Origin of the sequence: Bacillus songklensis (assembly GCF_042649685.1) — a bacterium.
Classification (GTDB): Bacteria; Bacillota; Bacilli; order Bacillales; family Bacillaceae_H; genus Bacillus_BA; species Bacillus_BA songklensis.
In genome coordinates, this window is record NZ_JBHRZT010000043.1 from 120,048 (window position 1) to 135,774 (window position 15,727).

The 15,727-nt window shown below is 38.4% G+C and carries 13 protein-coding genes and 1 pseudogene; 5 read left to right on the forward strand and 9 right to left on the reverse strand.

Going from position 1 to position 15,727, the window contains the following annotated elements:
* On the forward strand, positions 1-194 hold a 194-nt coding region (locus tag ACFOU2_RS10240), incomplete at its 5' end, for a hypothetical protein (RefSeq protein ID WP_377914774.1).
* 119 nt (positions 195-313) lie between these two features.
* Here the strand turns inward: ACFOU2_RS10240 and ACFOU2_RS10245 are convergent.
* The 6 genes and pseudogenes from ACFOU2_RS10245 to ACFOU2_RS10270 form a co-directional block, all read right to left on the reverse strand.
* Positions 314-559: pseudogene (locus ACFOU2_RS10245) on the reverse strand (DUF1801 domain-containing protein); the annotation flags it as partial.
* A 246-nt stretch (positions 560-805) separates the two neighbouring features.
* Positions 806-1,462 carry a YcnI family copper-binding membrane protein gene (locus ACFOU2_RS10250; protein WP_377914776.1) on the reverse strand — a complete coding sequence of 219 codons (657 nt, stop codon included), beginning with the start codon at positions 1,460-1,462 and terminating at the stop codon, positions 806-808.
* A gap of 22 nt (positions 1,463-1,484) precedes the next feature.
* Positions 1,485-3,155 carry a copper resistance CopC/CopD family protein gene (locus tag ACFOU2_RS10255; protein WP_377914778.1) on the reverse strand — a complete coding sequence of 557 codons (1,671 nt, stop codon included), beginning with the start codon at positions 3,153-3,155 and terminating at the stop codon, positions 1,485-1,487.
* Positions 3,156-4,146: 991 nt separating this feature from the next.
* A complete protein-coding gene (locus tag ACFOU2_RS10260) occupies positions 4,147-4,584 on the reverse strand; it encodes a PaaI family thioesterase (RefSeq protein WP_377914780.1) in 438 nt (145 codons plus the stop codon).
* 481 nt (positions 4,585-5,065) lie between these two features.
* Positions 5,066-6,814, reverse strand: coding sequence for an adenine deaminase C-terminal domain-containing protein (locus ACFOU2_RS10265; protein WP_377914782.1), 1,749 nt, complete (start codon positions 6,812-6,814; stop codon positions 5,066-5,068).
* Positions 6,815-8,143: 1,329 nt separating this feature from the next.
* Positions 8,144-9,556 carry a SpoVR family protein gene (locus tag ACFOU2_RS10270; protein WP_377914784.1) on the reverse strand — a complete coding sequence of 471 codons (1,413 nt, stop codon included), beginning with the start codon at positions 9,554-9,556 and terminating at the stop codon, positions 8,144-8,146.
* 145 nt (positions 9,557-9,701) lie between these two features.
* Here ACFOU2_RS10270 and ACFOU2_RS10275 point away from each other — a divergent pair, with 145 nt between their 5' ends.
* The 4 genes from ACFOU2_RS10275 to ACFOU2_RS10290 all read left to right on the forward strand — a co-directional run bounded on the left by ACFOU2_RS10275 (position 9,702) and on the right by ACFOU2_RS10290 (position 12,881).
* The gene (locus tag ACFOU2_RS10275) at positions 9,702-10,019 is read left to right on the forward strand and encodes an ArsR/SmtB family transcription factor (RefSeq protein WP_377914786.1); all 318 of its coding nucleotides are present in this window, start codon (positions 9,702-9,704) and stop codon (positions 10,017-10,019) included.
* A gap of 15 nt (positions 10,020-10,034) precedes the next feature.
* Positions 10,035-11,405: an aldehyde dehydrogenase gene (locus ACFOU2_RS10280; protein WP_377914788.1), complete on the forward strand. Its 1,371-nt coding sequence runs from the start codon at positions 10,035-10,037 to the stop codon at positions 11,403-11,405.
* Positions 11,406-11,895: 490 nt separating this feature from the next.
* Positions 11,896-12,138, forward strand: coding sequence for a YhdB family protein (locus ACFOU2_RS10285; protein WP_377914790.1), 243 nt, complete (start codon positions 11,896-11,898; stop codon positions 12,136-12,138).
* 137 nt (positions 12,139-12,275) lie between these two features.
* Positions 12,276-12,881 carry a biotin transporter BioY gene (locus tag ACFOU2_RS10290; protein ID WP_377914792.1) on the forward strand — a complete coding sequence of 202 codons (606 nt, stop codon included), beginning with the start codon at positions 12,276-12,278 and terminating at the stop codon, positions 12,879-12,881.
* Positions 12,882-13,136: 255 nt separating this feature from the next.
* Here ACFOU2_RS10290 and ACFOU2_RS10295 read toward each other — a convergent pair whose 3' ends face one another.
* The 3 genes from ACFOU2_RS10295 to ACFOU2_RS10305 form a co-directional block, all read right to left on the reverse strand.
* Entirely contained in the window at positions 13,137-13,670 is a 534-nt protein-coding gene (locus ACFOU2_RS10295; protein ID WP_377914794.1) for an NADPH-dependent FMN reductase, read from the reverse strand.
* Between the two features lie 216 nt (positions 13,671-13,886).
* Positions 13,887-14,531 carry a response regulator gene (locus tag ACFOU2_RS10300; protein ID WP_377914796.1) on the reverse strand — a complete coding sequence of 215 codons (645 nt, stop codon included), beginning with the start codon at positions 14,529-14,531 and terminating at the stop codon, positions 13,887-13,889.
* A 13-nt stretch (positions 14,532-14,544) separates the two neighbouring features.
* Entirely contained in the window at positions 14,545-15,672 is a 1,128-nt protein-coding gene (locus ACFOU2_RS10305; RefSeq protein ID WP_377914798.1) for a GAF domain-containing sensor histidine kinase, read from the reverse strand.
* Between the last annotated feature and the right edge of the window lie 55 nt (positions 15,673-15,727).

Consider the following 15,727-nt stretch of genomic DNA (forward strand, 5'->3'; position numbering starts at 1 on the left):
ATTTTGATTCCAAGATCATACGGATTGATGTCCGTACGCGACGGTTGGACAACTCCCGCATTGACTTTCTTGTTGAACTAGCACCACCCGTTCAACAAGAAAATTTCGTTCTGTTTGGTTCTTTCGATAATTACTTAAGAGCAGCCAATATTCCTACTCGTGATGAACGTTACGGCGAAGAAAAAAGCTTGTAGGAAGTCAAACCGGTAGGCAATGTGCCATCATTCAGCTTCGCTACTGAAACTGGTGTGTGTGACCATTAGTTAGATTCGAATGAATCGAATTTTTAAATCATCCACTTTCTTTAAGCCCTTTAATTATTCGGATACGTTTCTTTCAAAAACCTTACAGATTGGTTAATTAACGCTTTTAAAACATCAACATCAATATCTGCTACTTTATTGATGTATACACACGCTTTTCCAGTCGTATGTTTTCCAAAGTCCTTTAACAATTCCTCTCGTTTTTTGTCACCCACCGCAAAATACAAACTAATTTTGGCTTTTCTAGGTGAAAAGCCGACTAATGGTGCATCGCCTTCGTGACCAGATTCGTATTTATTTTGTTAAACTTCTATCTCCCAACATGTTTAATCTGTTGAACTAGAAGTCTTTTGGCTTTTAGTTTTTTTATGTAGTCAACCACAATCCAAGCAAACAAAAACAACTGTTTTAATAATCCCATTTGTACCAAATATTAGTATGTTTTTTTCTTTCGTAACAACCCCATTCTTTGAGACTATGAGAAGTAAAAAGCTCAGGTTGTCATATCTGAGCTTTTAAAATGATACTTGTTTTATAAATGATTATTTCTTACGACGTAACCCAAGGATCAACGCTCCAATTGAAAGTAATAGAGCAATAATTGATAGAACCATTGTTGTGGTTTGTGTACCGTCATCCCCTGATTCCGTTGCTGCAGCTGTATCTTTTACAGCATCATCATGGTCGGCATGATGACCGGTATCTTGCTGTTCCCCTGATGCAGGTGCCGTAGTAATGTTCGTAATCGAATGAGGAGATTCAGACTCTTCATCTCCTGTCCATTCTACAATGCTGTTGTCTTTATAGTATTGATAAGCATCCCACGCAGCTTCTTGTTCCTTATCTGGATTTTTGGCCACGAATGTAAACCGTTGGAACTGCCCAGGTAAAATCCCCTCACCAATTGCTGTCCATGTAATGGATGTGACATTGCCAGATCCATCTTTTTCAGTGGTAGTTGTCCATCCTGGTACTGGCTCGTATTGCTTATATTCCAATCCTTTAGGAATTTTGACTGTCACTTTTGTCGTTGGAACCTCTTTTTCAACCGGTACTTTCACTGTATAGGTTTCCCAGGCTCCAGGTGCTGATGTACTCGGATTGACCGTGACATGTGCACTGGCTGTGCCTGCAAAAAGAGCCATGGCTGTCATGGTTGAAATAATAGCTGTTGATGATTTCTTTAAGATATTTTTCATTTTATATAATCTCCTTTATCTATTATCGACTTCCTACTGCTACACGAAAATCTGTATCGAAACTGTCCAAAGACTTGGTTAATACATGCACGCGAACATTCCAACGCCCTGCCATATTCAAGTGCATTCCTTCTGTCTGGAATGCTCCTGGTGCTACGTTTGGAATGATAATGGTATTTTCCCCCGTCTGTATGTCGATAGACGAAAAGGTGAGGGTCACTTGTTCAATATTCGTCGGCATCTGCCCTCTCTTATCTTTTAACTCAACCATAAAAACGTTTGCCCCTTCCACATTAGGGCTAATATGTAAAGAAACATGATACCCGTTCTCCACTACACGTTTCGTTTGATTAAACGGCCCCGGCGACGCTGTTGCCGGCGGCAGGTTTGTGAGTATGGTCGCCAGCACGATCACCATCACACCAATCGTGAATTCAAGTCCCAACGTCCATCCCAATGTTTGCTTTTTTCGTTTTTTCCCTTGCTTAAAATGAAAAGCACCTAACAGAAGCATGAGGACAAATAACAGAATCTTGCCTAACAAAACTCGTCCGTATGACGTATGGATAAGGGAGTAAAGCGTTGGGACATACAAGACACTTCCGTAAATTCCCGTAGCTAAAAGAAGGATGACAGCACCTATTGCCCAGGGCGAGAAACGTTGAATGACTCTCCAATAAAACACACTGCTTTGTTCCCCATTTTCTGTTTTAGGGTGACTTCCTGGCAAAAGGATGATCAATGCAAATAACCCCCCTATCCACACAGAAGCCGCTAATAAATGAAGGAAGTCCATGACAACAGGTATGATTTCGTGATGAGAACCTGCAGCATGACTTGTTAACGACTTCGTAACAAGCAATCCCATTATGAAGACGAGCGATGCTCCCCATGCTTTAATGGAAGACAAATTTCCCCGTTTCATAGCCAAATACGTTGTGAAGCCAAGGATGGAAAAGATCATGATTTGTACCATCCAAATAGGTCCGAAAGCCGTATGATTTAATGTTTCTTTTAATAAAGAAGGCTTAAATGCCTGTGACCAGGTGACATCTGCATTAATCGTTGTTTGTAAAGGTAGATTCAGCAAAAGACTGATGGCAATCCCCAACAATGATAACCCCATGATTCTTTCACTTCTAGTCTGAACCTTGGAAGACTCTTGGGACTTTAAAGGATAAATAAAAAGATTAAAAAGGATGACTCCAATATATAATGCAAAGCCCGTATAGAGCAGCCAACGATTAATGATGATATCCGCTTTAGGAAAATAGCTGGATGTTTTCGCTTGTAAATCATTAGACTCTTTTCCTGCCTGACCAATACTAAAAGGAATCATCCCTTGTACGGGGTGTCCATCTGAGGAAATGATTTTCCATTGCATAGAATACGTACCATTTGGCAGGTTATCTTTTATTCCCGCTTCAAGGATCGCATGATTCTCTTTATTGATACGGGCATTGTTCAAATCAACACGATTTCCGGAAGCATCCATCACCGCAAGTGAATAAAAGCCAGGTTGGATAAATTCATTAAATTGAATACGAACGACAGATGGTGGTTCGGATAATGTCTGATTTTCCCCTGGTGTAGATTTTACAATATAAGCATGGGCATATGTCATGACAGGAAACAGTGCGATTACTAAATAAAAAATAAATGCCCCTAATCCAAGTTTTCTAAGGATCCCCAATTTACGCCTCCTCTCTAAAGTAATGAATAAAGGTTCATCTCCCATCAACTAGTCTACAACACATTGCAAAGCTGATACATTAAAGGCTTTACGTTTTAAGGATAAGATAAACTTGTGATGAAATTGTGATAAAACTATAATATTTATGCTCTTTTACATTAATTTTATACTTCACCTAATCGTTCACCTTATGAAAAACAAAAAAATAAGTTAAAAACTTGGCTATAAATCCATTTTCATCTTCAACTAACCCGTTAGCCAACCATGCTGTACTTCCCCAACACTACAGATTATGGAAGGTTTATCATTCTTCCACGGTAATTGAAGTAGAAATAAAAAAACTCCTCTTGTTTGGTTACCAAGTGGAGATCCTAAAATAACATATTCTTACTTTTGTTGCGTTATAAGTACATCTTCCGTTTCATCTTATTTATTACAAGTTAAAAATGCTCTCAGACAGACTATTTATTCTCTTTAGTTGCTTATTCTAGGTGTGCTAATTCTGAGAGTTTTACACATAAAACTTCAAATTGATGATTTTCATTTCTGATTTCACAATAACCGTTATTATAAATATAAATAATCGTATAAATTTCAGAATCGTAAAGAACTTTACTGCCAACTTCCAATTTTAAATGAAGCCCCCTATGTATGTCTGCCTGAGAGCCTTCCTTTACATTATCAGCGTTAAACGTTTTCACGCAACTGATATTTAGCTGAATAAACAATGACAATTTCCGTAAAAAAACTCTTATTCTGTTCAAAAGAAGGTCACATAAACAAATAGTTCACCTAAAAAATAGTCTACCCGAACCGTTCACAGCGTAATGGATGGACTATTTTTTTATTGTTTTGTATGTCTTCTTGAACTAATCTGCTCCTTTAGTTTAATAAGAAAAAAGCGATTTTCCATTATTGAAGCATCGCACCTGTTAGCTGAATAAGAAAAAGCTGTCTTAAGGACAGCTCTGATTAATAACTATTGCACTACTTAATCTTGTTCATCAAGTTCAATAAAATAATGATCCTTACGGTAAGACACTGCCTCCATGGTTGCTATTAGATTTTGCTCATGAAATATGTCAATTCGATAAAATCCAGTACGATAGTTTCTTTTTACTTCGGTTGCACGGGCTGCTATCTTGTCTCCAGACTTAGCTGACTCGATAAACTGGATTGTTGTAGATAGCCCTACGGATGTTTTTCCATATGCATTACAGGCTACCGAAAAAGCATGATCTGCTAAAGCATAAATTACCGCCCCGTGAACAGTTCCATATGCATTTACCATATGGCTTTGCACTACTAGCATTGCTTCTGCAAAACCAGCCTCGAATTTTGTTAACTGAATTCCTAATGACTGAGCATACGGATCGTTTTTTACTTGTTTATAAATTTGTTCGTAGTGTTTTTCTTGAACTACTCCCACTTAGCTAACGCTTGAAGTGAGAGATTCCTGCGAACACCAGTGTATCCACCAGTTTCTTAGCAGGCTACCCTCGTAGTCCCTACGATTGATACGAAATTCGTATGGTCTTTCAGTCTTGTTTTTGGTTTTTTGACACTTGGTTTTCGTGCCACAAGTTTACTGGTTTCTTCTTTTTGCGACTTTCGAATGGTATAGGCGAACGACAGCCACCAGACAAGTTCTATTTACGCAACTAGCACCACACTAGAATTCGTTCAAGAATATGATACCAAAAACTTAGGCTAACGCCTACCGAAATTCATCTCCCACTTACTCATTGGGCTACGCCCTGCACATTCCTTGAAGCGGGAGTATTCTTTCGGAAAATGATAAGTTTGATACTCATCAATTTTCTTCTTCACTAATGACACTCCTTCTTAAAATCCCCATCATTATTAAATGGTTATTAGTATGCTGAAAGATTTAAGTGCTATTGAATTTGTTAATTTTCTCTCTTTGTTGGAAAAACCAAAACCTCTCTATTTTTTACATCATATAAACCACTTGGAGTCAATCTAATAAATGGTAAATGAGTTGCTGAGAAGAATAATAAGGTGAAGGCAGGGTCATTATATTTAAAGCCTCTTTCTTTTAGTAACTCGATCATTTTTTTCTCATTTTTAATTAAAAATCCCATATCTAAATCAGACATGATACCATTTAAAGGTAAAGGAATTTCGTGTAGGATATGATTTTCTTCTGCCAAGACAATACCACCACCGATTGCTTGCATTCGTTCAAAAGCAATTAGCATATCTGTTTTTCTTTTACCTATGATTAAGATATCTCCTGTACCAGAATAAGAACTTGCAATTCCACCTAAATGTTGAACAAACCCTTTCACTAATGTATTTATTCTCCAAGATCCATCTCGAGCAACCATCATAAGGAAACATTCATCATGTTCAGGTGATAATTCATCACTACTTAAATCGATACTACTTTCATACGGTTTGGTAATTACATTATTTAATAAGTTAATGCCATTTGAGGTTGAGAAGCTCAAATCACCTTCTTGTAAAGTCCATTTTAAATTAAGAGGGGATATTTGAAACTTGTCCCAATCGATGGATGATGAATCATTTTTATCTTTTCCATCTTGCTTAATCCATTTACCTTTTGCTAATACACTGATAGGTGTAGGGTTATTTTTGCTCTCTAAAATATTTATATTAGCTATTCTCCCTGTAGCAATTGATCCATGTAAATGTTCCATATTATAATAGCGTGCAATATTATAACTTGCCATACAATAAGCATCAATTAATGGTATACCATGATTAATTGCTATTTTTATCAGTTCATCTGTCATTCCATTTTCATAAAAGAAAGGATGAGAACCGTCCGTGGTAAAGAAAAATCTATCAAATTTTTGGACACCTAACTCTATTAATTCTTTTAAAAGAATTTCTAAATCAGATCGAATAGATGAATGTCTAAGAGATACTGTATAGCCCTGCATTAAACGTGTTAGTGCTTCTTGACCTGTCATTGCTTCATGATCGCAATCTGTGCCCAATAACATTAATTTTGCTAAAGTACGTTCGGAAGCTCCTGGAAAATGCCCTTCTACTTTTTTATTTAACCTCTTTGTCTCTTGTACCCAGGATAGCATTTGGTTATCTCCATTTAATAATTTCGGCCACGCTGTTAGCTCTCCACCTTGCAGCACTGATTCATGTTGGAGCCAAGAAATCACATCTTCAGTATTAAAAATATCATGATTATTCGGCAACTCGGTTTGTCCATCAAAACGACACCACCAGTACATGCTTGATGGAATGTTTTTAAATTCATTTAATAATTCAAAGGCTACTTTGGTAGGGAGCTCAAAGAAAAAGGTTAAATTATCACTAATTAAAGTCGTTGTGCCGAATTGTCCAGCATGTTTTGCTAATGTAAGAGGATTGTATAACTGATAAGGGTGAGTATGCGGCTCAATATATCCAGGTACTAAATATTGCCCCTGACAATCAATGACCTCATATCCATTTAAGTTTTCAGGAAGATTCTCTCCAACATAAACGATACGATCTTCATATATCCAAATATTCGCAACTAACCATTGATGCAAATAGGTATTTAAATAGGTTGCGTTTTTTAGGATAATATGAGGTTTTTTTTCTTCATCAAGTACCTCTACATGGTTTCTGATTTGTTTGTTGCTCCATCTATAATTTCTATTATCCATCTTGTAAACCCCCATGTATGTCACTAAATATAAGTTTTGTTACCACAATAAACTTCACACAAGTTTAATATGCTTTTCAAGAATTTCTAGTCCTGTTTTTAACTCGTCTAAAGAATTTGTAGAAGAAAGAGGAATTCGCAAGAAATTTTCAGAAATGGACGAACCACTGAGAAAACGGACAGAATGAAATCCTCGAACTCCTTTATCCTTTTAATCTTTTTCCAATTGTAATTGACGTTTCCTTTTGTTTCCCTAGCTTCAATTAATATGAATTTCACCCTTTAATAGTTGTCTTAATAGTTAATTATTCTATATCAACTAGGAATTTCCTTTTTCCACTAACCTCCCCATTAGTTAAAGAAGGAGTCCTAGCATTTTGGATCGGCATGCATCAAATATAAGCTTTTATGCAAATTAATACATTCGTTGCTATTTTTCCGCTTCTACAAAATGACCATTTCCTTTAGCGAACACCCAAGAATCAGATAATCACCCAATTTTACATTTTCGTTGTATTTTACCTATTTTTTAACAAAAAAATGAGTATTACGTGGCAAATCTTTAATGATAAGTAGTTAAAAAGAATCAGAAAGGGGGACTGACATGAGCAGAATAGAAAGAGTCTTAATATAAGATATTTATGCTACAGAAGCAATTTGAAATGTATATAATATACAAATCTAGTTGACATTATCGGCAATTAAAAAGGTTAGGCAGCCTTAAGAAGATGATTTCTGTATTGCACAGGAATCATCTTTTTTAAATTCCATAACTTTACTAATGTATCCGTAGCTAAATCTACTGTCATTCGACTGGACACATGACATTTACGCGACCCTGATCATCAACGCAGAACAAGTCAATCTCGTCTTCCGTCTGTCGTTCAGTTGCTAAAGATGACCCAGGATAGGCAATCGTAACGGGGCGTCCTCGCGATGATAATTGCCATGGCATTGGTGGGTCCCATGATAGATATGGATAAAAAGGTACGTGTCTGTATGATAGTTCTCTCAAAGCTCCTTCCTCCTTTTGTTTTCTCCAAAATATGTTATTTTTAGTACCGTATCCTCGTTAATTGTCCCTATCATAATTGGGCTATCATTTAACTTGGATTTCCAGCCAGGATTGTGTTTATTCCGATGAAATTTAGAGTTAATTCTCTATCTAACATATAACGTATGTTGTTTTGTATATAAATGAATAATCTATTCAAAATCAGTTTACATAATCGTTCTTATAGAAAGGAAAAAAAGAGGCAAAATCACCTTTGATTCCAGCCTCTTTTTTATTTGAATTTTAATTAAAGTTATCCTTGAAAGATATTTCTTTTTATAAAAACTTCCGATGCATGGTTTTCCCGTCATATGTAAATACAACGGTCTTGTTCTCCAGCATGGTCTCCAAATGGACTGCTCTCCCCCACAGTTGATACACGTATGGCATAACTTTCTCCAGGTACTTCACATCCAATTCTATGTCTTCGTACCAGTGCTTTAAGTATAGCTCTCCATTCTTCAAATAGTCTCCGTCATTGACCGTGATGTACGGGAAGCCCCCATTGACGCGCATGCCGACTAATTGATCACGCACATTTTCCCACTCTTTGTCAACAATCTTGTAGTCTTTGCCTTGCTTCTGGAATAAGTACATATCTTCCCGCATGACAAGGTCTTTCGTTAAATAGTTGCGGATGAACGAAATATCGGATTCAATTTCACGTACCTCAAACATTTTTTCACGTCCTGATCCCGGCTGGATACCTTGACGTTTCATTTCTTCCGTTGGATTATCGTAACGTTCTTCGATATTTTCAAAGATTTTGATTCCAAGATAATACGGATTGATGCCCGTACGCGACGGTTGGACAACTCCCGCATTGAGCTTTGCAAATTCGATGGCTTCATCGCTCGTCAAGTCCATTTCACGGATGATGCGTTGATGCCAATAACTGGCCCAGCCTTCGTTCATGATTTTTGTCTCAAGCTGCGGCCAGAAATAAAGCATTTCTTCGCGCATCATGGTTAAAATATCACGCTGCCAGTCTTCCAAGTGACGGGCATATTCCTCGATGAATAAAAGAATGTCTTTCTCCGGCTGCGGCGGGAATTTCTTTTGCTTCTTTGAAGGTCTCGGTTTCTTACGATCTTTATAGTCCAAATTCCACAAATCATCATACGGACTTAACGAAGTTTCTGCCTCATCCTCTTCTTCATCATGGACACTCCAAGAGAGTTTTGGCCTCATGAGGGATGGATCGATGTGCTCTTGAATGGATAAAACGGCATCTAAAAATCTTTCCACTTCCCTCTTCCCATGAATCATTTCATATTTCTTAATTCTGTCTGCCGTGGCAGCCATGCTTTCGACCATATCCCTTTTCGTATTGCTGAACCGGCAATTGTTCTTGAAAAAATCACAATGGGCCAAAACGTGGGCCACAATCAATTTATTTTGAATCAAAGAATTGGAGTCGAGTAAAAATGCATAACAAGGATCAGAGTTAATGACAAGTTCATAAATTTTACTGAGACCTAGATCATAATGAAGTTTCATTTTATAAAATTGTTTTCCAAAACTCCAATGTGAAAAGCGTGTCGGCATCCCGTAAGCACCGAACGTGTAAATGATATCGGCAGGACAAATTTCATACCGCATCGGATAGAAGTCCAATCCGAATCCGGAAGCGATCTCCGTAATTTCTTCAATCGACCTCTCCAGAGCTTTACGGTCTTCCTCTCTCATTGTGATACATCCCCCTTTCCTTCTTATTCTCAATTTATGTACTTGCAGATGAAATGATGAGGTAAAAATCATCAAACTTGCTTTCCTTCCTTCTATCTATTACAATACGTTTAAACATTTAAACATATGATGAAAGGTGAAATATATGTCTACTAATAATGATCATGACCAGGCAGTCCAACGTTTCCGGGATAGCATCCCTCTCTTTCAAGCATTGAGTGATCCAGCAAGACAGGATATCATTCTCCTTCTGGCAGAACATAATTCTTTGAACGTAACAGATATTGCCAACCGCTCCCGGTTATCCCGTCCAGCTATTTCCCACCATTTAAAAATATTGAGAGATATCGGGCTAGTTTCCATTGTGCAACAAGGAACACAGCGTTACTATTCACTTTCGCTGGAAGATGCGGTATCCCAATTAAAATCGTTAATTTCAACGGTAGAACAAACTTGTTTATAACCAGAGGTGATAACAATGCTTAATGTCCATTCAATTATTCAGAGACAACGTTCCTTTTTTGCTGGGGGAAAAACAAAACAAGTAGAGTTTCGGCTTGAGCAATTAGCCAAGCTGAAACAATCTGTCAAAGACCGTGAAAAACAAATCATTAAGGCATTAAAACAGGATTTAAACAAATCAGAATTTGAATCTTATGCGACGGAGATTGGTTTCTTATATGAAGAAATCAACATGATGATGAAGCATTTACGTTCATGGGCCAAGCCTGAAAAAGTTAAAACGCCTATGACCCATATCGGCGCAAGCAGCTATATCTATCCAGAGCCGTATGGCTTAACACTTATTATTGCTCCTTGGAACTATCCATTTCAATTGCAGCTCGCCCCTCTTGTCGGAGCGATGGCGGCAGGCAATTGTGCAGTTCTCAAGCCGTCTGAATTAACCCCGAATGTATCTGCCCTGCTTTCCGAACTAGTTCAGTCAACCTTTGAAGAAGAATATATTGCAGTGGTAGAAGGCGGAGTAGAAGCAAGTCAGGCCTTATTAGAGGAAAAATTTGATTATATCTTTTTCACCGGAAGCGTTGCTGTGGGACGAATTGTCATGCAAGCAGCCGCAAAACATTTAACTCCTGTGACACTCGAACTTGGGGGGAAAAGCCCAACCATTGTCGATGAAGATGCAAATTTAGAAATAACCGCTAAGCGAATTGCATGGGGGAAGTTCACTAACGCCGGGCAAACATGTGTCGCCCCTGATTATTTGCTCATTCACAAAAAGGTAAAAGAACAATTCATCCGTCTATTTCAAACATATATTAATGAATTTTATGGGGAGAATCCTCTGGAGAGCGATCAGTACACCCGTATTGTCAGTGAACGTCATTTTAAGCGGCTTGCAGGTTTTTTAGAAAATGGTACAGCTGTTATTGGAGGAAATACCAACGCCGAAAAACTTATGATTGCGCCCACCCTTTTAGATGGTGTGACATGGGATTCTCCGGTCATGCAAGATGAAATTTTCGGCCCCATTTTACCAATGATGGAGTTTTCCACTCTTGATGAAGCAATTGGCCATGTACAACACTCTCCCAATCCGCTGGCTCTTTATTACTTTTCCGAATCAACGGAAAAACAAGAAAGAATTCTTCAGTCCATCCGTTTCGGCGGCGGATGCATGAATGACACACTCATGCATCTTGCCAATCCAAACCTCCCTTTTGGGGGCGTTGGCAACAGCGGTATAGGAAGCTATCACGGAAAAAGCAGCTTTGAAGTATTTTCCCATCAAAAAAGCGTGCTAAAGCAAACAACAAAACTGGATCCTCCATTCCGCTATCCATCTTTTAAGCACGGATTGAGTATGATGAAGAAAATTTTTAAATAAGATACAAACCTCCCATGGCTTTTTATATGAAAAATCATGGATAGTTTTTTACTGAATAAATATCACATACATAAATTAAAATTCAATCTAAATATTATTTTTATAATTATTTTAAATAAATAATTAGTATAAAGAAATAAGTATAATAATCATTACAAGCTAAATCGTGATTATTTTTTAAAATAAAAACTGAAAAAATTTATAATGGGAACAAGGGACGGTCTATAAACTTTAAAAAGAAGACCATCATGTTCCTAAATTGAAAAGAAACGTTAGGCAAACCTTGATTTTGCTAAATTTTTCATGACCGTTTATCTTTGGGAGGATGATTCAAAAACATGAAGAACATGCTTGCGGAGTACCCTCTTAGTTTGTTCGCACTTTTCGGTCTTATACAATTTGTCAACTGGACAGTTCCCCAACATTTACAGGGCAAAAAAAACCGCGAACAACACACAATAAAAGCAACTCCTCTAAAGGAGGGCTTACAATGAACACCATTGATTATGATAAAGCACTATACTACACACACCGTTCACAATGGGATAACCTATTGATTTTAATGGTTCGCACGAAAGATGACTTTCTTTCGAAAAAAATTGAACATTTCTTACATGCCTATAACTTTGAGCGAAACTACCGAGTAATTCAAGAAAAGCTTTATTCTTTACTAAGATATATTGACCATGCTTCAATAACATCGGAATATGAACTGTATACTGACGAGATATAAAGAAGAGCTTTAGCTCTTCTTTATATTTTTTACCATACAGATAACATTGTTAACTATATAAAAAATTAAGTTGACATTAAAGACATTTCCCCTTACCATTTCTTATAATGGTACATAAAAATGAGGGGGATCATTTCATGGATACAAATAGAAAATTTCATACATTAGATATTACATTAGTAGCCATGTTTGCAGCTTTAATGGCAATTGGTGCAAATATTACATCATGGGCACCTTTTCTACAAGTGGCCAACGTTCCGCTGTCTATGCAGCCGTTTTTCGCCATTTTAGCCGGCCTTCTATTGGGAAGTCGCCTCGGTGCTGTTTCCATGTTTGTCTACATGCTGATTGGAATGGCCGGTGCACCAGTGTTTGCGGGCTTTTCAGGTGGCGCAGCCATTATCTTTAAAAGCACAGGCGGATTTATTTTATCTTATATTGTTGCAGCTTATGTTGTTGGCAAAATGGTAGAAGCAAAGAAAAATCCTCAACTGCCAACCTTTATGTCTGCTTCTTTTGTTGGCATTTTTCTCATTTATTTCATCGGTACAAATTATATGTACTTAGCCGTGAATTATTGGCTTTCTGCTCCAATGAGCTATGGAACGGCATGGAAAGTAATGATGTGGTTTGCAGTAAAAGACATTGCCTTTACGATTGCCGGAGGCTTTTTGGCTCTGCGTATTTACCGTTCTCTTCAGCACTCTGCCTATTTTGCCCAACGAAAAAAACATGCGGCTTAATTAGAAAAGTGAAGCAAGCTCGCTTGTGCAGCTGGACAATTTCAATGCACAATTTATACTTTCTTATTCGTTCAAAAAGGCAGGAATCTTTCATGAATTCCTGTCTTTTTATTTATGCTTCAACGTTTATTGGTTTATACCTTTTCTCTCTCAAAAATATTCCGATGAGGCTGACTCAAAAGCCTTCAGGGAATGACAATAGTCTATTTTTTGAAAACGAGAATCGCGAAAAAGAGGACTCATAGTGACGTCCCCTCATGAATTCAGCTGCTTAATACTTTGGTGGGCATGTACATAAAGCTTCAATTCCATCAAGACATCGTCTACTAGTTTCCCCGCTTCGGCTGTCAATTCACCGTTCTCAGTAAAGCAGATGGGGTCGAGCACCACTTGCTTCGGAATCACATTTGCATAAAGGCCCCGTGCTACTACACGCATATTATTCAAGGCATTGATCCCGCCTTTCCCTCCTCCTGCCACTGCGATTAAAGCAACAGGCTTGTGCTGAAAATGTTGGCAGCTTAAAAAATCCAATGCGTTCTTTAAAGCACCGCTCATGCCGCTATGGTATTCTGGCGAAGCTAAAATAATACCGTCTGCTTCTTCGACTGCTTCTCGTAATACTCGAACACTCATTAGTTTAGCCTGGGTCTCCCCCCCGTTAAACAAAGGCAATATGAGTGCACTCAAATCAATGAATTCAACTCCATACGCATTCGATATAAAACGACTTACCATCCCTGTGCGTCCTTGTTTTCTCGGACTCCCATTTATCACCACTAATTTCATGATTTATCTCTCCTTCAATCGATTGTCTTACTCTTATTATAGAAAGATTTTCCTTATCATAAATCTTACTGGAGCTTGAACTTTCCCTACGAAAAAAGATGGGGAAAAAGGGATGACACTTCAGACCAAAGTTGTAGAAAAAAAGAGGATGATCCAGCAGCATGTTCCTTGTACTGTTGGATCATCCGTGAAAATGAATCGCTTCCCTTCATTCCTTCATTGCTCAACAAATCCGTTTTTGACCGCAAACAAAGCGGCTTGTGTGCGATCAGCTAGATTTAGTTTGGCCAGAATGTTAGAGACATGCGTTTTGACCGTTTTTTCCGTAATATATAATGTACTGGCAATCTCTTTATTGCTTTTTCCTTTCGCAATTTCCGTGAGCACTTCCCTTTCCCGCTTTGTTAGTTCTTCAAGCGGGTTTTGTTCTTGCTGATTTCCAGATGACAAATGCGTTAACACATGGGACGTCACTTTGGGATGCAGCTGACTCTCTCCACGGTGAACAGCAAAAATGGCATTAACGAGCTCATCCGGTTCCGCATCTTTTAGTTGATAGCCGACAGCCCCTGCCCGAATCCCTTGGATGACATGATCCTGGTCTGAAAAACTCGTTAAAATTAACACCTTGGTGGAAGGCATCAATTCCTTTAATTTCTTTGTTGCCTCAATTCCATCCATGTTCGGCATCACCAAATCCATCAATACAACATCCGGATGTAATTTCTGAGCCAATTCAACGGCCTCTGCGCCATCCTTTGCTTCCCCTATCACTTCAATATCTTTTTGTGTTTTTAAAAAGAAGAGCAGTCCCCTCCGTACAACATGATGATCATCAGCGATGAGTACTCTAATCCCCATATTCTCTCCCTCCTTACAAAGGAATGACAACGTCAATCGTCGTTCCTTTTCCTTTTTGGCTTGTTAATAAAAACGTTCCATTCAGCATTTCTGCCCTTTCTTTCATCGTGGATAATCCCAACGAAAGCAAAGAGTTAGCAGGATCGTAATCAAATCCATTCCCCTGATCGCTCATTTGTAAGGAAATACAGCGGTTTTTCACCTTTAGCACTACTTTGGCCTTCGATGTACCCGCATGCTTACTGCAATTATTCAGCCCTTCTTGCCCGATACGCCATACGGCCTCTTCAATGTGGCACGGAAGGTTAATGACCCCTTCTACTTCTACATCTACCGAAAGGCCCAATACTTTTCCATAGTTAATCAAAGCGCAGCTAATCCCATTTTCCAACCCTTGTGGACGCAGCTGCCAAATAAGAGAGCGCATTTCGCTCAATGCTTCCTGTGACAGCTCCTGAATATAATCAAGCATTTCTTTCACCGTTTCATCTTCCACCATTTCTTTCGTTCCTCTTGCAGTTAATGCAAGAGAAAATAGGAGCTGATTGACTGAATCATGCAAATCTCTCGCTAGACGGTTACGTTCCGTAATCAGTGCATGATCTTTTTCTTTTCGGGTCAGTTCAATCCTCTTAATCGCTGTGCCGATTTGATAAGCGACTGCTTCTAACAGCGCCAATTCCCCGTCCGCAAAATGCATTTTATTCGGTGAAGCCACATTCAACAATCCAAATTTTTCGTCTCCCGCTCGAAGAGGGACAGTAGCATGGTGGGTAATTCCCCTTGTATCTCCCCTATTTTCTTCGATCGCATCTTCCAAGCGCTTACATTCGATGATGTTTGCAGCGCTCTGTAAACGTCCATCATTATAACGATCTAAACACCAGCAGTCTCCTTCGCACATTGGTTTCTTTTCGCTTATACACAATGCTTCCGGCAATCGATAATCAGCTGCCAGCTGATAATGCCCATGTTCGTCAATCAAGAACACCCAGCCTGTCTCCATTCCTGTAATTTGAAGCAGTTCTCTTAATACATCATGAAGCATCGAATATAAGTCATTCGATGAATTTAATGTTTCGGCAATGGCCTTTAATGTCCGCAGCTCAACTATTCTTTGTTCACCTTTCAGCACTTGCATCCCCCATCTCCGGTCATCAAAAATTTGCCTTTTCATTTACCTTTATTATAGCAGG